At 75.5% G+C, this 19,260-nt stretch carries 19 protein-coding genes; 14 read left to right on the top strand and 5 right to left on the bottom strand.

Annotation, left to right across the window (positions count from 1 at the left end; genetic code table 11):
* Window positions 1–56 precede the first annotated feature (56 nt).
* Window positions 57–581 (top strand): hypothetical protein, encoded by a 525-nt coding sequence (locus C8D89_RS04915; RefSeq protein WP_116706997.1) that lies wholly within the window; start codon window positions 57–59, stop codon window positions 579–581.
* A 438-nt stretch (window positions 582–1,019) separates the two neighbouring features.
* On the opposite strand, the gene C8D89_RS04920 is transcribed toward C8D89_RS04915, so the two are convergent.
* The 3 genes from C8D89_RS04920 to C8D89_RS04930 form a co-directional block, all read right to left on the bottom strand.
* A complete protein-coding gene (locus tag C8D89_RS04920) occupies window positions 1,020–1,466 on the bottom strand; it encodes a DUF2267 domain-containing protein (protein ID WP_116706998.1) in 447 nt (148 codons plus the stop codon).
* 68 nt (window positions 1,467–1,534) lie between these two features.
* On the bottom strand, window positions 1,535–1,852 hold the full coding sequence (locus C8D89_RS04925) for a hypothetical protein (RefSeq protein WP_116706999.1): 318 nt from the start codon (window positions 1,850–1,852) through the stop codon (window positions 1,535–1,537).
* Complete coding sequence (locus C8D89_RS04930; RefSeq protein ID WP_207787066.1) at window positions 1,852–2,940, bottom strand: glycosyltransferase family 9 protein; 1,089 nt, start codon at window positions 2,938–2,940, stop codon at window positions 1,852–1,854. The genes C8D89_RS04925 and C8D89_RS04930 overlap by 1 nt, the downstream gene beginning before the upstream one ends.
* A 38-nt stretch (window positions 2,941–2,978) precedes the next feature.
* On the opposite strand from C8D89_RS04930, the gene C8D89_RS04935 reads away from it, so the two are divergent.
* The 4 genes from C8D89_RS04935 (at window position 2,979) to C8D89_RS04950 (ending at window position 7,125) form a co-directional block, all read left to right on the top strand.
* Window positions 2,979–3,845, top strand: a complete 867-nt coding sequence (locus C8D89_RS04935) for an MBL fold metallo-hydrolase (protein WP_165825552.1) — start codon at window positions 2,979–2,981, stop codon at window positions 3,843–3,845.
* Between the two features lie 93 nt (window positions 3,846–3,938).
* Entirely contained in the window at window positions 3,939–5,093 is a 1,155-nt protein-coding gene (locus C8D89_RS04940; RefSeq protein ID WP_165825553.1) for a glycosyltransferase family 4 protein, read from the top strand.
* On the top strand, window positions 5,075–6,070 hold the full coding sequence (locus tag C8D89_RS04945; RefSeq protein WP_207787067.1) for a glycosyltransferase family 9 protein: 996 nt from the start codon (window positions 5,075–5,077) through the stop codon (window positions 6,068–6,070). Before C8D89_RS04940 ends, C8D89_RS04945 begins: the two co-directional genes overlap by 19 nt.
* 71 nt (window positions 6,071–6,141) lie before the next feature.
* Entirely contained in the window at window positions 6,142–7,125 is a 984-nt protein-coding gene (locus C8D89_RS04950; protein ID WP_116707002.1) for an aldo/keto reductase, read from the top strand.
* 71 nt (window positions 7,126–7,196) lie between these two features.
* Here the strand turns inward: C8D89_RS04950 and C8D89_RS04955 are convergent, their stop codons facing one another.
* Window positions 7,197–8,618 carry an ATP-binding protein gene (locus tag C8D89_RS04955; RefSeq protein WP_165825554.1) on the bottom strand — a complete coding sequence of 474 codons (1,422 nt, stop codon included), beginning with the start codon at window positions 8,616–8,618 and terminating at the stop codon, window positions 7,197–7,199.
* Between the two features lie 104 nt (window positions 8,619–8,722).
* On the opposite strand from C8D89_RS04955, the gene C8D89_RS04960 reads away from it, so the two are divergent.
* The 7 genes from C8D89_RS04960 to C8D89_RS04990 all read left to right on the top strand — a co-directional run bounded on the left by C8D89_RS04960 (window position 8,723) and on the right by C8D89_RS04990 (window position 15,065).
* Window positions 8,723–9,388 (top strand): GntR family transcriptional regulator, encoded by a 666-nt coding sequence (locus tag C8D89_RS04960; protein ID WP_243417866.1) that lies wholly within the window; start codon window positions 8,723–8,725, stop codon window positions 9,386–9,388.
* Between the two features lie 174 nt (window positions 9,389–9,562).
* A complete protein-coding gene (locus C8D89_RS04965) occupies window positions 9,563–9,967 on the top strand; it encodes a GlcG/HbpS family heme-binding protein (RefSeq protein WP_116707004.1) in 405 nt (134 codons plus the stop codon).
* 39 nt (window positions 9,968–10,006) lie between these two features.
* Window positions 10,007–10,447 carry a diol dehydratase small subunit gene (locus C8D89_RS04970; RefSeq protein ID WP_116707005.1) on the top strand — a complete coding sequence of 147 codons (441 nt, stop codon included), beginning with the start codon at window positions 10,007–10,009 and terminating at the stop codon, window positions 10,445–10,447.
* Between the two features lie 44 nt (window positions 10,448–10,491).
* Window positions 10,492–12,198 (top strand): propanediol/glycerol family dehydratase large subunit, encoded by a 1,707-nt coding sequence (locus C8D89_RS04975; protein WP_116707006.1) that lies wholly within the window; start codon window positions 10,492–10,494, stop codon window positions 12,196–12,198.
* A gap of 1 nt (window position 12,199) precedes the next feature.
* Window positions 12,200–12,790, top strand: a complete 591-nt coding sequence (locus C8D89_RS04980) for a propanediol/glycerol family dehydratase medium subunit (RefSeq protein ID WP_116707007.1) — start codon at window positions 12,200–12,202, stop codon at window positions 12,788–12,790.
* Between the two features lie 5 nt (window positions 12,791–12,795).
* Entirely contained in the window at window positions 12,796–14,667 is a 1,872-nt protein-coding gene (locus C8D89_RS04985) for a diol dehydratase reactivase subunit alpha (protein WP_116707008.1), read from the top strand.
* Complete coding sequence (locus tag C8D89_RS04990; protein ID WP_243417867.1) at window positions 14,664–15,065, top strand: glycerol dehydratase reactivase beta/small subunit family protein; 402 nt, start codon at window positions 14,664–14,666, stop codon at window positions 15,063–15,065. The genes C8D89_RS04985 and C8D89_RS04990 overlap by 4 nt, the downstream gene beginning before the upstream one ends.
* Before the next feature lie 142 nt (window positions 15,066–15,207).
* Here C8D89_RS04990 and C8D89_RS04995 read toward each other — a convergent pair whose 3' ends face one another.
* The gene (locus tag C8D89_RS04995; protein ID WP_116707009.1) at window positions 15,208–16,188 is read right to left on the bottom strand and encodes a patatin-like phospholipase family protein; all 981 of its coding nucleotides are present in this window, start codon (window positions 16,186–16,188) and stop codon (window positions 15,208–15,210) included.
* A gap of 120 nt (window positions 16,189–16,308) precedes the next feature.
* Between C8D89_RS04995 and C8D89_RS05000 the strand changes: the two genes are divergently transcribed.
* Both C8D89_RS05000 and C8D89_RS05005 read left to right on the top strand, forming a co-directional pair.
* On the top strand, window positions 16,309–17,991 hold the full coding sequence (locus tag C8D89_RS05000) for a CocE/NonD family hydrolase (RefSeq protein WP_116707010.1): 1,683 nt from the start codon (window positions 16,309–16,311) through the stop codon (window positions 17,989–17,991).
* Window positions 17,992–18,163: 172 nt separating this feature from the next.
* Window positions 18,164–19,147 (top strand): alpha/beta fold hydrolase, encoded by a 984-nt coding sequence (locus C8D89_RS05005; RefSeq protein WP_116707011.1) that lies wholly within the window; start codon window positions 18,164–18,166, stop codon window positions 19,145–19,147.
* Window positions 19,148–19,260: the final 113 nt, after the last annotated feature.

Genomic DNA, 19,260 nt, shown 5'->3' on the forward strand with positions numbered 1-19,260 from the left:
AGGGTGGCTCCTGATCACGGCGTGACCCCCGGACTGGGTGCCCTCGTTGGTCCGTCATGGCTACTCCCGACGACGCGCCCACGGACGCCGGCCTCACGACCGTGCTGCGCCGGCGGCGCCGCCGGCCGGGCGTGCTCGCCCGCGCGACGCTCGGGGTGTCGACGGCGGTCCTGGGCGTCGCGGGCGTGGGCGTGGCCACCGGCGTGGCGCCCGCGGCGCTGGTCGGGGCGCCGGCGACGCTCGCGGTCCCGCCGCCGGTTCCCGTGCCCGTGCTCGGTCCGCCGCCGACGCTCGTGACGCCCACGACGGAGGCCCCGGAGGTGACCTCGCCGACGACGACCCGGACCACGACCCGGACCACGACCCGGATGCCGCGGCGCAGCGCCGTCGAGGAGACGACCCGGCGCACGACCCGCGCGACGGCGCGGACGGTCACCCCGCAGCCGGTGGCGCCGGCACCCGTCACGCCGACACGCGGGGGATCGACGCCGGCGGAACCGGAGCCGAGTGAGCCCGCCGACCCGTCGACGAGCGGCGACGGCGGCGCGTCGCCCCGGGTGTCGCGCAGCGTCGAGGGCTGAACTGACCATCGCGCCTGTCCGGGCGGGGGGTTCTCGTCCACGCGGGGCGAGACGGGCGTTTCGGCCGGTCGTCCTGGTCGGCGTCCGGGCTCGGAGGCGCGGCCGTGATCTCCGGGTTCGTGCGGTGGACGACGGCGCCGCGCGCGGGTCGTGCTCCTGATCTACGAGCGCCACGGTCGTGGTCGTGATCGGCGGAAGTGTGCGCCAACGTGCTCTCGAAGCCTGCCCCCGCACACTTCCGCCGATCACCGGCCGCGCCGGTCACCGGCCGCGCCGATCACCGGCCGCGCCGATCACCGGCCGCGCCGACCGCCGACGGTGATCGATGCGCCTTTCCCTGGCGTTGCGTAGCAGCAACGCCGCATTGCTCGCACTCCGGAGCGCGGACCTCAGGGCGGCGGGTCCCACGCCCGGCGCAGGACCCGCCACCCACGCTCGTCAGCGCATGAGGGCGACCAGCTCGCCGGGGAGCTGCTCGAGGGTGCGGTCGACCTGGTCGGAGGGCAGCCACTCGCGCAGCAGCCGCAGGACCTGCTCGACCTGGCGCTCGACCTCGTCGGCGTCGACCGACGCGACGTGGCCGCTGACCGCGTCGACGAACGCGTCCTTGCCGACCGGGCGGGCGGCGTCGTCCTTCGGGCGCTGGGCACGCAGCTCCGCGGACAGTTCCGGCGGCAAGCTGACCGTGAGCTCCTGCGCGAGGCCGCTGCTGATCGTCTTGCCGAGCTCGTTGAGCGTGCTGCGGACCAGCACCTCGGCCTCCGAGGGCTGCTCGAGCCCGAGGCGACGCTGCACCTGCCCGCTGAACGCGGCGAGGGTCTGGCTCGAGTTCGACGGGTTCGGGTCGTGGGGGTTCTCGTCACCCTGGATCGGCGGTGTCGTCATCAGATGCTTCCTTCCGTTCGACCTTCGGTCTTGTGCGCGCGTGTCCGTGCCCCGGCACGGAGATCCGCTCACGAGGCGGAGCCGAAGCCCTCCTGCGCGGCGCGGTGCAGGCCCTCGGTCCAGCGCGCTCGGCGCTCGTCCTCGGTCTGCTCCCACCACGCCGGGCCTCGCTCACCCAGGGCGGTCTTGGCCGCCTGTACCCGCGATCGCGCCGACGACTCTCCCGCACGGTCGCCGGCGCGGGTCGCGGCGCCCACGTCGCGGCGGGCGGCCATGAGCCAGCGCCGCAGGACCGCGGCGTCGTCGGCGGGGATCCGCGGGTCGGCGGCGCGCCAGCGGCGCCCGTCGACGACGATGTATCGCCCGTCGTCGGTGTGCTCGACCATCAACCGAATGCGAGCGCCCGCAGGCGCCGGGCCGCGGCGACGACCTCGTCGGGCCCGATGTCCAGGCACTCCTGGGCGAACGGGCACGCGAGCTGGCGGCAGGGCGCGCAGGACACGGGCCGGGTGAGCACCTCGGCGCGGGTGGAGCGCGGCGCGTACTGGCCGACGGTCTCGGTGCCGGCGAACAGCTCGACGACGGGCGCGCCGACGGCGTCGGCGAGGTGCACACCGCCGGAGTTGTTGGCGACGACCACCTCGGCGTCCGCGAGCACCGCGGCCAGGTCGCCGAGACCGAGCCCGCCCGCGAGCGGCACGCCGACGTCACCGGCGACGGCATGGACGAGGTCGGCCTCGCGCTCGGTACCGGTCACCGCGACGACCAGCCCGTCGGCCGCGAGGGTGCGGGCGACGGCGGCGAACCGCTCGGCGGGCCAGCGCCGCGACGGGCAGCTCGCGCCGGGGGCCACGACGGCGTAGCGGGTGCCGGCGAGCGCGGTGGGCACGTACGCGTCGTCGGGGACGCGGGCGTGCAGCGTGTGGCCCCGCGACGGCACGCCCACGGCGGCGAGGGTGCCGAGCATGCGGTCGACCTGGTGCTCCTCGTCCGGTGGCGCGGGCACCCAGTGGGTCAGCAAGCCGCCGCCGAACTCCTTGGACGTGCCCACCCGCACGGGGACGCCGGCGCGCCGGGCGACCTCGGCGGCGGGCCAGGGCGACTGGGAGAACGAGGTGAGCACGACGGCGGCGTCGAGGCCGCGGGCGGCGAGGTCGGCGACGAGGTCGGCGTCCGGGTCGGCGCCGGGCACGAGGTCGAGCTGCTGCCACGACACCGAGGCGGTGACGACGTCGTCGACCTCGGGCAGCAGGGCGGCCGCGGCGGCGCCGGCGGGGGAGGCGAGCAGCGTCAGGCGCGCGTGCGGTGCGGCGGCGCGCAGCGCGCGGAACACCGGGCCGGTCATGAGCACGTCGCCGACGTTGTCGGGGCGCACGACGAGGACGTGGCGCATCGCGGCCCAGTCGGGGTCGCCGTGCCCGGGCCGGTGGGCCGCGGGGTGCCTCAGGTCGGGGCACGGGTGATCGACACGCACGACGGCGAGTACCCGGAGCTGCTGGCAGCATCACGCGCGTGGCCTGGTCAGGGTGGTTCCACGCGCGGCCCGTCGCCCGCGGCGTGTGGCTCGTCGCCGAGCCCGGGCACGTCAACTCCTTCCTCGTGGCCGGACGGGACCGGGCGGTGCTGGTCGACTCGGGGCTCGGCATCGCCCCGATCCGCCGCGTCGTCGAGGCCCTCACCGACCGCCCGGTGGACGTCGTGCACACCCACGCCCACCTCGACCACGTGGGCGGCGACGCGGAATTCGACCGGGTCGCGATCCACCCCGCCGGCGTCGCCGAGCTGCGGGCGGGCGCGAGCGCGTCCGAGCGGCGCCGCTACCTCGCCCACACGCGCCGGATGCTGACGGCGGCCGACGCGTACCGGGCGCTCGACCGCGACTTCTTCCACCTGCTCTCCGCCGACTCCGACCCGCGCCCGCTGCCGCCCGGGGTCGACGAGACCACCTGGGCGCCCGGCCCCGCGCTGGAGCCCGCGCTGCTCGCCGACGGCGACGTGGTCGACCTCGGCGGGCGCGCGCTCACCGTGCTGCACACGCCCGGGCACAGCCCCGACTCCGTCTGCTTCCTCGACGAGCACGCCGGGCTGCTGTTCGGCGGGGACACGGTCAACACCGGACCCACGTACGCCCAGGCGCCGGAGTCCGACCTCGCCGCCTTCGCGGCCTCGACGGCGCGGCTCGCCGACCTCGCCGACGACGTGCACCTCGTGCTCATGGCGCACTTCGGGCGGGCGGTGGCCGAGGGCGCGTACCTGCGCGAGGTCGCGGCGGCCTTCGCGCGGCTGCTCGCCGGCGACGCCGTCCTGCGCCCGGCCCGCGACTGCGACGACGACCCGGTCCGCGAAGCCGTCTTCGACGCCTGCTCGATCTACCTTTGACCTCCGGTCTCGTGCGCGCTTGCCCGTGCCCCGGCACGGGGAAGCGCGCACGGCCCACGGTTGCCCGCCGGGCGGGTCGGGTACCGGCGCCGGGTGAGTCCTCTGCGTGTCGCCCTGGTGCACGGGCGCGCCGACCCCGCCCACGACGGGGTCGCCGACTACACCGTGCACCTCGCCGACGCGCTCGACCGCCGGGGTCTCGACGTCGTCGACGTGCCCGTCGACCCGGGCGTGCGGGGGCTGCTGCGCGCCGCCCGCCTGCTGCGCGCGAGCCGCGCCGACGTCGCCCATGTGCAGTTCGCGCCCTCGGCGTTCGGGTTCTCCGGCGCGCCCGGGCTGCTGGGCGACCTCGCGGGGAGACCGCTGGTGACGACCCTGCACGAGTACGGCTGGTGGTCGTGGGCGCCCCGCGTGCCGGCGCGCGTGTGGTCGTTCCTCGAGCGGCGTCGCTGGGCCGACCGCGAGACCGGCCGCCTCGTCCCGCGCAGCGCCGCGGTGCTCACGACCAACGGCGAGCACGCCACGACGCTGGCCGACCGGTGCGGTGTCGCGTCACGCCGGGCGCCGCTGCTCCCCAACGTCGAGGTCTCTCCCGATGCCCCCGACCGCGTCGCCACCCGCCGGGCGCTCGGCGTGCCCGAGGACGCGGAGCTCGTGGTGTTCTTCGGCTTCGTGCACCCGGTCAAGGGCCTGCGCTACCTCGCCGACGCCGTCGCGAAGCTCGCCGCCGAGCGGCCGCGGGTGCACCTGCTGATCCTGGGCGGCTTCACCTCGCTCGCCCTGCCCGCCGACGAGGCAGAGGCGTTCCGCGCGGAGCTGGCCGGGCAGATCGCCGAGGCGGGCGCGGCCGACCGCGTCACGATCACCGGGCACCGGCCCGCCGGCGAGGTGAGCGCCGCGCTGCAGGCCGCCGACGTCGCCGCGTTCCCGTTCACCGCCGGCGCCACGCTGAAGAGCGGGGCGCTGCTCGCCGCGCTGGACCACCAGCTGCCCACCCTGGTCACGCGCCGCCCCGACGCGCCCGAGGACCCCGACCTCGTCGACGGCGAGACGGTCGTCGTGGCCCGGCAGGTGCGCGACGCGGAGGTGCTCGTCGACGGGCTGCGCCGGCTGCTGGGCGACGACGCGCTGCGAGAACGTGTCGCCGCCGGTGGCCACGAGCTGGTGCGCGGGCAGTCGTGGGACACGCTCGCCGCGCTGCACGTGGAGGTCTACCGAGAGGTGACCCGGTGCGCCGCATCCTCCTGATCGACCTGCTCGGCGGGCTCGGCGACCTGATCATGGTGCTGCCGAGCGTGCACGCGCTGGCCGACGCGCACCCGGGCGCGGAGCTGACCGTGCTGACCCACGCCCCGAGCGTCCCACTGCTGGCCCGCGACCCCGCCGTCGCCGCGGTACGCACGGCCGAGAAGCACGACGAGCGCGCCGCAATCGAGCAGGCCCTCGTCGACCTGGCCCCCGACCTGACCGTCACGACGACGCGCTTCGACGGCATCGGCGACCTCGTCGAGAGCGACGCCGCCGCCCGGGGGACGAGGGCCGTCGCGAACCTGTGGCGGAACCCGCCGCCCGACGAGCTGGTGGGAGAGCGCTACCAGCGCATCCTCGCCGCCGAGGGCGTCATCGCCGACGAGCTCCGACCCCCGCGCGTCGTCCTCACCGACGACGAGCGCGCGCGGGGTCGGGACGCGCTGGTCCGAGCAATGCGGCTTTGCTGGCATCAGACGCCAGGATCGCCACATCCTCGCCCGCGCGACACGCCGACCGTCCTCGTCCCCGACGCCGGGATGGCCGTCAAGCGCTGGCCGGCGCGCCGGTGGGCGGAGCTGGCGGCGTCGCTGCCCGGCCCCGTGCTGTCGGTCGGCCCGGTCGAGGGTGCGGCCGAGCTCCCGCCGACCGACCTGCGCGGCCTCGGCGCCCTGTTCGCCGCGGTCGGCGAGGCCGGCGGCACCGTCGTCGGCCCCGACACCGGCCCGGTCCGGCTGGCCGCGGCCGTGGGCACGCGCACCGTCGGCCTCTTCGGGCCCACGGCGGCCTCGCGCTACGGGCTCGAGGAGGGCACCAACCTGCAGGGCCTGCCCGGATGCCCGTACCGGATGCCGACCGCGATCACCGAGCAGGTCTGCTGGTGGGATGCCGGATGTCCGCTGGCCCCCGAGCCCGCGTGCCTGCTCGACCTGCCCGTCGAGCGTGTGCGCGAGCACGTCCTCGATCCGATCCTGTGAGTGCTTCCCCGTGCCCCAGCACGGGAAGGCACTCACGAGACCGGAGGTCAAAGGCGGGTAGAACGGAGGACATGCGCTACCTCGATCTCCCCACCGCGAAGAGCTGGTCCGCGATCGGCCTCGGCACCTGGCAGTTCGGGTCCCGGGAGTGGGGGTACGGGCGCGACTACGCCGGCGCCGACGGTGAGGCCGGCCGGATCGTCGCGCGCGCCCTGGAGCTCGGCGTGACCGTCTTCGACACCGCCGAGGCCTACGGCTTCGGGCGCAGTGAGCGCATCCTCGGCGAGGCGCTCGACCGCGCCGACGCCGACCCCGAGACCACCGTCGTCGCGACGAAGATCTTCCCTGTGCTGCCGATCGACCAGGTCGTCGTGCAGCGCGGCACCTCCAGCGCCGCCCGGCTGCGCCGGAGGATCGACCTCTACCAGGTCCACCAGCCCAACCCGGTGATCGGCGACGGCACCACGATGGCCGGCATGCGGACCTTGCAGGCCGCGGGAGTCATCGGCGAGGTCGGCGTCAGCAACTACTCGCTCGACCGCTGGCAGGGCGCCGAGACCGCGCTCGGCACCCAGGTGGTCTCCGACCAGGTGCAGTACAGCCTCGTCGCGCGCGACCCCGACCGCGACCTCCTGCCCTACGCCCGCACCGCGGGCCGCGCGATCCTCGCCTACAGCCCGCTGGCCCAGGGCTTCCTGTCGGGCAGGTACGACGCCGACCACCGCCCGGCCAATCGCGTGCGCTCGCTCAACCCGCTCTTCCTGCCCGAGAGCCTGCGCCGCGCGACGCCGTTGATCGAGACGCTGCGCGAGGTCGCCGACGCCCACGACGCGACGCCCTCGCAGGTCGCGCTGGCGTGGACGATCCACCACCCGGTCGTGTGCGCCATCCCCGGCGCCTCGAGCGTCGCGCAGCTCGAGAGCAACTGCGCCGCCGCCGAGATCCGTCTCGGCGACGACGAGTACGACGCGCTGACCGCCGCCGCCGAGCGGTTCGAGCCCGTGCGCGGGTTCTCGGCCGTCGCGGGGATCGCCCGCGCGCAGCTCGGCGCCTGACCGGGCCGAGCGAACGGGGACTCCGTGCGCGTAGAAGCAGCGAACAGCACGTTCGCTGCGGGAACCCCGCGCTACCCCAACCGCGCCAGCATCGTCCGGTTGCGGGTGCCGGTCTTGCGCAGCAGCGAGCCCACGTGCTTCTCGACGGTCTTGGCGGAGATGGCCAGGGTCCGCGCGATCTGGCGGTCGGTGAGGCCCCGGGCCACGAGACCCCGGACCTCGTGCTCCCGCGGGGTGATCCCGGGCGCACGGGGTGGCGCCGCGAGCCGGTTCAGCTGGTCGTCGGCCAGCAGGGTCTCGCCGCGCCCGGCGGCGGTGACGACGGCGACGAGGCGGTCGGCGTCCGGGTCGACGCAGCCCTTCACCCCGGCGGCGACGGCGGCACGCAGCCGCTCGTCGGGGCAGTCGTGCGCGAGCAGCACGACCGCGGGCGGGGCGGGGAGGGCGGCGAGGCGGTCGAGGACGGCGAGGTCGTCGCCCAGCAGGCCGTGCTCGACGACCAGCACGTCGGGCCCGAGGAGCCGGCAGGCGCCGGCGAGGTCGTCGGCGGGCTCGGCGACCTCGGACACCATGCCGAGCCCCGGTTCGCCGAGCTGCAGCAGCCGGACCACGCCCGCCCGCACCACCGGGCGGACGGCCGCGACGAGAACCCCGGTCCGCGCCCGGCCCTGCGGGACCGCGGCCGCCGCGCACGGGACGGTCAGGCGCAGCCGCGTCCCGCGGCCCGGCGTGCTGTCGATCTCGAGCTCGCCGTCGAGGCGCCGCGCCCGCGCGGCCATCGCGCGCAGCCCGAGCCGCGCACCCGCCGTCGCCACGTGCAGCCGGGACTGAGCGGTGGCGTCGAAGCCGCGGCCGTCGTCCTCGACGAGCACGGTCAACGTGCCGGGCCCGTGCAGCACGCCCACCCGGACGCAGGCGGCGTCCGCGTGGACGACGACGTTGAGCAGCGCCTCCTGCGCCATCCGGAAGACCTCGTCGGCCACCTCGCCGGGGACGGCGCCGGCGCCCACCGTGACGAGGTCGGCGCGCGGGGACCCGTGCCCCTCCACCCAGGCGAGCTCCTCGCGCACGGCCTGCTCGAGGGTGCGGCCGGCGAGCGCGCCGCTGTCGGCCAGCGCGAGGACCGCGTAGTCGGCGAACAGCTCCGCCAGGTGGACGTCGGCGGGGGAGAAGGCCCCGGTGCCGGTGACCACGCACGCGCCGATGACCCGCGGGCCGCGGCGCGCGGGCACGGCGAGCACCGGCTCGCGTCCCGGTTCGTCGTCCACCACCGGGCCGCGCGTCGCGAGGACCCGGTCGACGGCCTCGATGGGCACGTCGCCCGCGCCGGCCGCCACCGCCCACGTGCCCGTGGCCTCGTCGACACGCACGACCCAGCCGGTGCCGCCGGTGAGCGACCCGAGGTGGTCGGCGATGCGCTGGAGCAGCGGATCCGCCTCGTCGTGCCCCGCCGGTGCGGGAGCGGGCAGGGCGTCGAGGGGAGCCGCGGCCACCACCAGTCGTCCTCCTCGACCACGTCGGGAACCGGATGCATACAAGATGCATCGATGCGGTGAGAGTAGGGTCACGCCGACTCGACGGCAAGGGTGGGTGCGCGGTGGGGAACGGGACCTCGGCCAAGGACCGGGCATACCGGGACACCAAGGCGCGCATCCTCGACGGCTCGCTGCCCGGCGGTGAGCTCATCACCGAGGGCCAGGTGGCCGACGCCCTCGCGATGAGCCGTACCCCCGTCCGCGAGGCGTTCCTGCGCCTGGAGGCCGAGGGGCTGCTACGCCTGTTCCCCAAGCGCGGGGCGCTCGTCGTCGCCGTGTCGCCGGCAGAGGTCGAGGCCGTCCTCGAGGCCCGCGAGGTGGTCGAGGGCCACGCGTTGGGCAAGCTCTGCGAGGCGCCGACGGCGGAGCGCGAGGCCGTCGCACGCGCCCTGCACGAGGTGCTCTACGTCCAGCGGGCCGCGCTCGCCGACGACGACGAGCCGGCGTTCGCCGAGGCGGACCGGCGCTTCCACATCACGATCGTCGAGAGCACGCGCAATCCGATCCTGCTCGAGCTCTACGCCTCGCTGCGCGACCGTCAGCTGCGCATCAACCTCGGCTCGCTGGACCGCGGGCCCCGCCGGCCGCAGGAGATCCTCGCCCAGCACGAGGCGATCGTCGACGCGCTCGCCCCGGGGCGGGCGGACGAGGCCCGCGCCAGGCTGCGCGACCACCTCGACGCCACCCGCGTCGCCGTCGCAGGCACGCGGAGCCCCGCTGCTTCCTAGGAGCGCCATGGGGGACATCCCCCATGCCCCGGGGTGGGGACAGTCCCCGTGGCCGGGGCGGCCCGTGCGCTCCTAGCGTCCTGCGCGCCGGACTCTCCCCGGCCGCCCCCCGACGGTGAGGTCCCCAGGGACCGGTCCGGGTGCGGGCGTCACCCCACCCCGGAGGTTCCCGAGATGCCGGGACTGACCCTTGCCGAGGCCCGCCGGATGCTCGATGCCGGGCTCGCCGAGGCCGACGCGATCGGCCAGCCGATGAACGTGGCGATCGTCGACGCGGGTGGCCACCTGCTGGCCTTCGCCCGCCAGGACGGCGCGATCCGGGCCAGCATCGACATCGCCCAGCGCAAGGCGAAGACCTCGATCCTCATGGAGGCCCCGACCGCGGCGCTCATGCCGCTGGTCCAGCCGGGTGCCGAGCTCTACGGGCTCGAGCAGACCGCCGGCGGCATGGTCGTCTTCGGTGGCGGAATCCCGGCGCACCGCGACGGCGAGCTGGTCGGCGCCGTCGGCGTCAGCGCCGGCTCGGCCGAGCAGGACGTCCGCGTCGCCGAGGCCGCCGTCGCCGCGCTGAAGGCCTGACCAGAGCACGACCCCACACGAGCGGATGGTGAGCGACCCGTGACCCAGACCGGCGACCGGCATCTCGACCCCGCGGTCGACTACCCCCTGAGCAGCCGGCGGCCCGACCTGCTGCACACCCCGACCGGCAAGCACATCGAGGACTTGACCCTGGACGCGGTGGTGGCGGGCGACCTCAGCCCGCTGGACCTGCGCATCGCGCCCGACACGCTGCTCATGCAGGCCGAGATCGCCGACGGCGCGGGGCGGTGGCAGCTGGCGGAGAACTTCCGCAGGGCTGCCGAGATGACCGAGATCCCCGACGAGCGTGTCCTCGCGATGTACAACGCCCTGCGGCCCAACGCCTCCAGCGGGCAGGAGCTGGCCGATCTGGCCGACGAGCTCGAGCGTGAGTACTCGGCGGGGCGCACTGCGGCCCTCGTCCGCGAGGCCGCCGACGTCTACGGGCGACGCAACCTGCTGGCCGCCGCCGACGACTGACCCCGCGGACGACACTGTCGCCCCGCGACCCGAGAGAGGCCGTCATGACCAGTACCGACCGCCCGGCCCAGAACCGGCACTCGACGCGCACCGAGATCATCGAGGCCCGACCGATCCAGCTCGACGGCTTCGTCGAGGAGTGGCCCGAGGTCGGCATGATCGCGATGGAGAGCCCCTACGACCCGGAGCCGAGCATCCGCGTCGAGGACGGCGTCATCGTCGAGATGGACGGGCGCGAGCGCTCCGACTTCGACTTCCTCGACCAGTTCATCGCTGACCACGCGATCGACATCTCTGCCGCCGAGGAGGCCATGGCCCTCGACGCGCAGGAGATCGCCGCCCGGATCGTCGACCCCCGAGTACCGCGGCAGGACATCCTCCACCTCACTCGCGGGCTGACCCCGGCCAAGCTGCTCGACGTCGTCGAGAGCATGAACGTCGTCGAGATCATGATGGCGATGCAGAAGATGCGCGCCCGGCGGACCCCCGCCAACCAGGCGCACTCGACCAGCGCCCGGGACAACCCCGTGCAGGTCGCCGCCGACGCCGCGGAGGCCGCGCTGCGCGGGTTCGCCGAGCTGGAGACCACCCTCGGCGTCGTGCGGTACGCGCCGCTGGTGGCCATCGCGCTGCAGGTCGGCGGGCAGACCGGGCGCGGCGGCGTCATCACCCAGTGCGCGCTCGAGGAGGCGACCGAGCTCGAGCTCGGGATGCGGGGCATCACCGCCTACGCCGAGACGATCTCGGTGTACGGCACCGAGTCGGTGTTCGTCGACGGCGACGACACGCCCTGGTCCAAGGCGTTCCTCGCGTCCGCCTACGCCTCGCGCGGGATCAAGATGCGCTTCACCTCGGGGACCGGGGCCGAGGTGCAGATGGGCAACGCCGAGGGCAAGTCCATGCTGTACCTGGAGATCCGCTGCATCCAGGTGGCCAAGGGCGCGGGTGTGCAGGGCCTGCAGAACGGCTCCATCAGCTGCATCGGCGTGCCGGGGGCCGTGCCCTCCGGCATCCGCGCGGTGGCCGCGGAGAACCTGGTGGCCAGCATGCTCGACCTGGAGTGCGCGTCGGGCAACGACCAGTCGTTCTCGCACTCGCCCATGCGGCGCACGGCACGCACCATGCCCCAGCTGCTGCCCGGGACCGACTTCGTGGTGTCCGGCTACTCCGGCGTCCCCAACGCCGACAACATGTTCGCGGGCTCCAACTGGGACCCGGAGGACTACGACGACTGGAACACCATCCAGCGCGACCTCAAGGTCGACGGCGGGCTGCGCCACGTCGCCGAGAAGGAGGTCCTGGCGGTGCGGGGCAAGGCGATCCGCGCTCTGCAGGCCGTCTTCGCGGGCCTCGACCTGCCGCCGATCACCGACGAGGAGGTCGACGCCGGCATCTACGCCCACGGCAGCGAGGAGCTCCCGGAGCGCGACGTGCTCGAGGACCTCAAGGCGGCCAAGGGCGTGATGGATCGCGGCATCACCGGGCTGGACCTGGTGGCCGCCCTGGAGAAGGGGGGGTTCCGCGACGTCGCCGAGAACCTGCTCCACGTGCTGCGCCAGCGCGTCTCCGGCGACCTGTTGCAGACCTCGGCGATCCTCGACGGCGACTTCTCCGTGCGGTCGGCGATCAACGACGCCAACGACTACGCAGGTCCCGGCACCGGCTACCGCCCCTCGGGCGAGCGCTGGGAGGAGATGAAGCGGCTGCGCCACGTGCTGTCCGCCAGCAACCCCGAGCAGGAGGTCGAGTGACGTGACCAGCACCGAGACCGGGCGACCGGAGCGCACCGCCGAGATCACCGAGAAGGGGCCGGCCGGACGCGGTGAGCGCGAGGACGAGGTGGTCCTGGGGATCTCGCCCGCCTTCTGCTCCTTCTTCACCAAGACCATCTCGAACATCCCGCTCGCGGAGGTGCTGCGCGAGGTGATGGCCGGCGTCGAGGAGCAGGGCGTCTCGCTGCGCATCGTGCGCGTGAAGGACTCCAGCGACCTGGCCAAGATCGCCCACCGGGCGGCCCGGCTGTCCGGGTCGGGGATCGGGGTGGGGATCCTGTCCCGCGGGACCTCGATGATCCACCAGAAGGACCTGGCCAAGCTCAGCAACCTCGAGCTGTTCCCCCAGGCCCCGCTGCTGACGCCGGAGACCTTCCGCGCCATCGGCAGCAACGCCGCGCAGTACGCCAAGGGCGACTCGCCCGCGCCGGTCCCGGTGCAGAACGACTTCATGGCCCGCCCGCGCTACCAGGCCAAGGCGGCGCTGCTGCACCTCAAGGAGACCGAGATGATCGAGCCGGACGGGGGCATCGTCGAGCTCGACGTGTCGATCCGACGCGCCGGGAGCTGACCGCGGTGGCATCCGGCGCGCCGCGCCTCGTCGTCGGCGTGGACATCGGCAACTCGACCACGGAGGCCTGCTGCGCCCGCGTCGACGACGACGGCGGCGTGGAGTACCTCGGCAGCGGCCTCGCGCCCACCACCGGGATCAAGGGCACCCCCGACAACGCCGAGGGCGTGCGGAAGGCCGCCGGGCAGGCGCTGGCCGACGGCGGGTGCCGGTGGCCGGACGTCGACCTCGTCCTCACCAACGAGGCCACCCCGGTGATCAGCGGGCTCGCCATGGAGACCATCACCGAGACCGTCGTGACCGAGTCGACGATGATCGGCCACGACCCCCGGACCCCGGGCGGCAGCGGCATCGGTGTGGGCACCACGGTCGCCCTGGCCGACCTCGCCGAGCGGGCGGCCGGCGAGGACGTCCTCGTCGTGGTGCCCGCGGCGGAGGACTTCGAGGACGTCGCCGAGGCCCTGGTCGCGGCGGCCCGCCGCGGGGTCGGGGTGCGCGGCGCGATCCTGGGGGGCGACGACGCGGTGCTGGTGGCTAACCGGCTGGAGGAGACCCTGCCGATCGTCGACGAGGTGACCCTGGTCGACGAGGTCCCGCTGGGCATGCTCGCCGCCGTCGAGGTCGCCGAGCCGGGACGCACCATCCGCACCCTGTCCAACTCCTACGGCATCGCCACCCTGTTCGACCTCGACGCCGAGCAGACGAAGATGATCTCACCGGTGGCCCGGTCGCTCACCGGCAACCGGTCCGCGGTCGTCGTGCGCACCCCGGGCGGCGACATCACCGACCGCCGGGTGCCGGCCGGCTCGATCGCCCTGCGCGGGCGGTCCTCGACGGTGTCGGTCGAGGTCGACGCGGGCGCCGACGAGATCATGCGGGCGCTCGCCCGGATCCGGCCGCTGGTCGACGCCGAGGGGGAGAGCGGCACCCACGTCGGCGGCATGATCGCCGGTGTCCGTGACGCGATGTCGGAGCTGACCGGGCAGCGTCCCGACGAGGTCGCCATCGAGGACCTGCTGGCGGTGGACACGCTCGTGCCGCAGGAGGTCCGCGGCGGGCTGGCCAAGGAGGTCGCGCGGGAGGACGCCGTCCTGCTCGCCGCGATGGTGCGCACCAGCCGCGGGCCGATGGAGCAGGTAGCCGCCGAGGTGCGCCGCGTGCTCGCCGAGGAGGCCCAACGTGTGCTCGAGGTCGAGATCGGCGGGATCGAGGCCGAGATGGCGGTCGGCGGCGCGCTGACCACCCCCGGCAGCGGGGAGCCGATCGTGGTGCTCGACCTCGGCGGCGGCTCGACGGACGCGGCCCACGCCGACACCGACGGCGAGGTGTACTCGGTGCACGTCGCGGGTGCCGGGGACCTGGTCACCACCCTCATCGACGCCGAGCTCGGCCTGGACGACAAGCAGGTGGCCGAGGAGATCAAGCGCTACCCGCTGGCGAAGGTGGAGAGCTTCTTCCACGTCCGGCACGAGAACGGCACGGCGCAGTTCTTCACCGAGCCGCTGGCCCCGGAGCTGTTCGCCCGGGTTGTGGTCCTCACCGACGAGGGCATGCACGCGGTCCCGGGCCGCCACGATCTGGCGACGCTGCGCCACACCCGACGCGAGGCCAAGCGGCGGGTGTTCGTGGTCAACGCGTTGCGCGCCCTCGAGCAGATCGCGCCGGGCGGCACCCTGCGCCAGATCGAGTTCGTGGTGCTGCTCGGCGGGTCCGCGCTCGACTTCGAGATCCCCGACATGATCGCCGACGCGGTCGCGCCGCACGGCATCGTCTGCGGCACCGGCAACGTCCGGGGCAGCCTGGGTCCCCGCAACGCGGTGGCGTCCGGGCTGGTGGCCGGGCACGCCCGCGGTCGCCGGGTCTCGGGGGCGGCGTGAGCGTCGGCGACGGCCCGACCCGTCCGATGGTGCTCGTCGCCGCCGCCGGGACGTTCCCCGCCGCGATCCTGCGGGAGCTGCGCGCCGGGCTGGAGGAGGAGGGCGTGCCGCACGAGCTGCGGCCCGGCCACGACGACGAGCCCGACCCGACCGTCCTGGCCCACCGCGTCGCGCGCGATTCATCGCTCGAGGTCGGCGTCGGCCTCACCGAGCGCGGGATCGCCGTCCACCACGCGAAACTCCCGGCGGGGCGACCGGTCACGGTCGACCCCGACGTCAACGCCGAGGTCGCCCGGCGGATGGGTCACGACGCGGCCCGCGTCGTCACCGGCGTCCCCCTCAAGCTCGTGACCGACGAGGACCACGCCGCCCCCGGCGACGCGGCCCGGCGCGCCTGACCCGCGCAGATCAGGCGGTGCGTCGCGCGGGGTCCTCGTCGTCGCTCGAACCCGAGCGAGGCCCAGAGGCGACGCGGCCCGCATCGTCGCGGGGCTGCCGCTGCGGACGGCGGCCGCCGGCTGACGCCCGGCACCAGCCGGCTCAGGCCGGCCTGAGCTCCACGTCGCGCCCGTCCTCGTCGAACTGGAGGGCCAGGCGCAGCGCGCCCTGCCCGGTCTCGATGCCGCGGCGCAGGACGTCGGGGTCGGTCTCGAGCGGGTTGATGGTGTCCGCGCCGGACGGCGGGCGGACCTCGAACAGGTACGGGGGCTCGCCGTCGGGCGAGGCGGTGGCGTGGGCGAGCCGGCGGTCGTCGCCGCGGCGGTTCTCGAGCCGGTTGCCCAGCACGTGCACCAGCCCCGGCACGTTGACCGCGCCGAGCCGGGACACCAGCGCCTTCTCCAGGCGGGTCGCGTCGATCGCGGTCTGGTCCGCGCGGCGGGTGCGCAGCACGAGCACGTGCGTGGCGCCCTGGTGCACCGCGGTGCGGAAGGGGATCGGCTCGGCGACGGCGGCGTCGACGTAGCGGCGCCCATCGATCTCGACCGGCAGCCCGGCGAGCAGGGGGACCGCCGCGCTGGCGCGCAGCGCGAGCTGCAGGGAGGCCTTGTCGACGATGGTGTCGTGGAGGTCGACGGCCTCGCCGGTCTCGACGTCGGTGGCCACCGGGTGCAGCGGGACCTCGGCGTCGAGCACCATCTGCCAGTCGAGCGGGACGATGTCCTCGCCGACGGTGTGGATGAGGTACTCGACGTCGACCACCGGCTGGCCGCGCAGCCCGCGGCCGGGCCGGGTCACCCGCTCCATGAGCCCCGGGCGGTACCAGCCGGCGCAGCAGTGCGCGGCCTGCGCGCCGACGAGCCAGCTCCCCGCCAGCGCGCCGGCGGACGAGCCGTAGACGGCGTCGAAGCACTCCGCGAGCCCGAGCTCCTCGAGCGCCAGCACCATGCCCGAGGAGTACGTGGCCCGGCTGCCGCCGCCCTCGACGGCCAGGGCGACGCGGTGGGGGTCGCTCCGCCGGCTCGGCGTGCTGCCCTCGGCGCGCCGGGCGGCCAGCACGTCGAGGACCGGGTGGGCGCGCACCGGGGCATCATGCACGCTCCTCTCCGGCGGTGCCCCGCGGGCACGTGAGCGGGAAGAAGTGCTGGGGCGCCTCGAAGTGCTCACGTGCGCGGAGCGCACCCCGCGGCGAGACTGGCGCGGATGAGCCTCACGACCGCCCTGCTGCGCCGGGCGATGCGCCTGCCCGCGCCCCGCGCCCGGCGCGTGTCGGTCGACCGCGACGTCGCGGTCCCGATGCCCGACGGCACCGTCCTGCGCCACGACCACCACCGTCCCGCCGGGGTGGCGCGGGGTCCGGTGGTCGTGGTGCGCAGCCCCTACGGGCGCGCGGGGTGGGTCGGCACGGTGTTCGGGCGCCTCGTCGCCGAGCGCGGCCTCCAGGTCGTCGTGCAGTCGGTGCGCGGCACGGCCGGTTCCGGCGGCGTCCTCTCGCCGTTCGACGAGGCCGACGACGGGTGCGCGTTCGTCGCCTGGGTGCTCGACCAGCCGTGGTGCGACGGGCGCCTGGCCACGCTCGGCCCCAGCTACCTGGGCCTGACGCAGTGGGCCCTGGCCCCGGCGGCGGGCGGGGCCCTGCGCGCCATGGGCACGCTGGTCACCGCGTCCTCGTTCCGCGGCCAGACCTACCCCGGCGGCGCGTTCTCGCTGGACAACGCCCTGTCCTGGACCTCGACGATGCGCACGCTCGCCGCCGGGCCCGTCGTCCGCGTCGTGCGGCTGCTGCGCGGGCGCCGCAACGTCGTCGACGCCCTCGACGCGCTGCCCCTGAGCTCCGCCGACTCGCGCGCCACCGGCGGCCAGGTCGACTGGTTCCAGGACTGGCTGCGCGAGTCCGACCCCGACTCGGCGTACTGGGCCCACCGCTCCTACGGCGCCGGCATCGACGACGTCGCGCGGGCCGGGGTCGAGGTGGTGATGCTCGGCGGCTTCTCCGACATCTTCCTGCCCTGGCAGCTCGCCGACCACGCCGCGCTGCGGGCCGCCGGGGCGCGCCCGCGGCTCGTGCTGGGCCCGTGGGTGCACACCGCGGGCCCGGGCATGGCCGCCGGGATGCGCGAGTCGCTGGCCGCGTTCGAGCGGGTGCTCGACGGCGGCGGCGCGACGACGGCGGCGACCACCACGCAGACACCGGTCGCCGTGACGCTGTCCGGCGGCGGGGGCAGCCGGCGGCTCGCGGACTGGCCGCCGCCGGACGCCGTCGAGCGCACCTGGTACCTGCGCGCCGACCACTCCCTGTCGGTCCAGCCGCCGCCCGACCGGACCGACGGCGCCGTGCGCTGGCCCGGTACGCGGGTCGACTACGACCCCGGTGACCCCACCCCGGCCGTCGGCGGCCCCATCCTCACGGGCCGCTCGGGCCCCCGCGACCAGTCCGCGCTCGAGGCCCGCCCCGACGTCGCCGTCTTCTCCTCCGACCCGCTCGCCGACGACGTCGTCGCCCTCGGCCCGGTGTCGGCCACGGTGCACCTGCGCACGGAGGTCGGGCACCTCGACGTCTTCGTCCGCGTCTGCGACGTCGACCCCCGCGGGCGCTCGGTGAACATCACCGACGGCCTCGTCCGCCTGACCCCGGGCTCGCCGCCCACCGCCGCCGACGGCACCCGCGCGGTGACCCTGGACCTCTGGCCGACCGGTCACCGCTTCGCCGCCGGGCACCGGCTGCGCGTGCAGGTCTCCGGCGGCGCCCACCCGCGCTTCGCCCGCAACCCCGGGACGGGCGAACCGCTGGGCGAGGCCACGACGCTCGTGCCCCAGCCCCGTGAGGTGCTCCACGACGCGGCCCACCCCACCGCGGTGACGCTGGCCGTCGAGCCGAGGCACTAGCGACTCGACGAACGGCGCCCCGACTGCCCCGACTGCCCCGACTGCTCCGTCGGAGTGAGGCGACGCGGCCGCTGGGACCCCGGTCACACCGCCCGTCGGCCGCGGGGAGCACCTGGTCGACATCACCGGCCGGCGGGCTGGAGGCGGCGGCGGAGACGCCGATCCTGGGTCCATGGCCGTCCTGCCCACCGAGCGGGCCGGCGCGACCCCCGGCGTGCCCGGGACGTCCGCCCCGGCTCCCGCCTCCGCGCACCAGCGACCCCGTCCCCGTCCGGTCCACGGCGTGCGCACCAGCGACGGGGTCCCGCTGCACGTCGAGATCCGCGGTCACCAGGGCCCCACCGTCGTGCTCACCCACGGTTTCACCGTCGACTCGACGGAGTGGTCGCCGCAGGTCGCGGCCCTCGCCCATCGCGCGCGGGTGGTGACGTGGGACCAGCGGGGCCACGGACGCTCGGGCTGGGGCGACCCGCGCCGCGCCACGATCGACCAGCTCGGGCGCGACCTGGCGGCCGTCGTCGAGGCCGTGGCCCCGTGCGGGCGGGTGGTGCTCGGCGGGCATTCGATGGGCGGCATGAGCGTGCTCGCGCTGGCCCGCCGCCACCCCGAGTGGTTCGGCACGCGGGTGGGCGGCGTGTTCCTCGTCGCCACCTCCGCCGGCGACCTCGTCTCCGACGGCCTGCTCGGCGTGCTGCACGCCACGGCGCGCCGGGCCGGCGTGCTGCCCGCGGTGCTCCAGGGCGCCCGCCTCGCGGCGCCGCTGGCCGACCAGCTGCCGTGGCGCGACTCGCTGCTGGGGCGCTGGCTCGTGCGTCGGCTCGCGTTCACCCCCGACGCCACCGACGACGAGGTGCGGCGCCTGCAGACGGTCACCGAGAGCGTCCCGCTCCCGGTGACCTCGGCGTTCTCGTCCACTCTTCTCGACCACGACGAGACCGACGCGCTCCCCGCGCTGGCGCGGATCCCGACCACCGTCGTGGCCGCCACCGACGACCGGCTCACCCCGGCCGCGCACGGCCGCCGCATCGCCGAGACGCTCGGCCCGCGGGCGCGCCTGGTGCTGGTCGACGGCGCGGGACACGCGGTCAACCAGACCCACCACGCGGTGGTCGACGCCGCGCTGCTGGACCTGGTCGACCGGCTGCGCCACCGGTAGCGTCCCCGGCGCCCCATCGGCCGGTCACCGGCCACGCATGTGTGAGCACACCGCGTACGGGGCACTGACCATCTGCACAGGAACTCCGGTTCAGACACCAGCCGGGTCAGCTC

The sequence above is a fragment of the Actinomycetospora cinnamomea genome (assembly GCF_003096675.1).
Taxonomy (GTDB): Bacteria; Actinomycetota; Actinomycetes; order Mycobacteriales; family Pseudonocardiaceae; genus Actinomycetospora; species Actinomycetospora cinnamomea.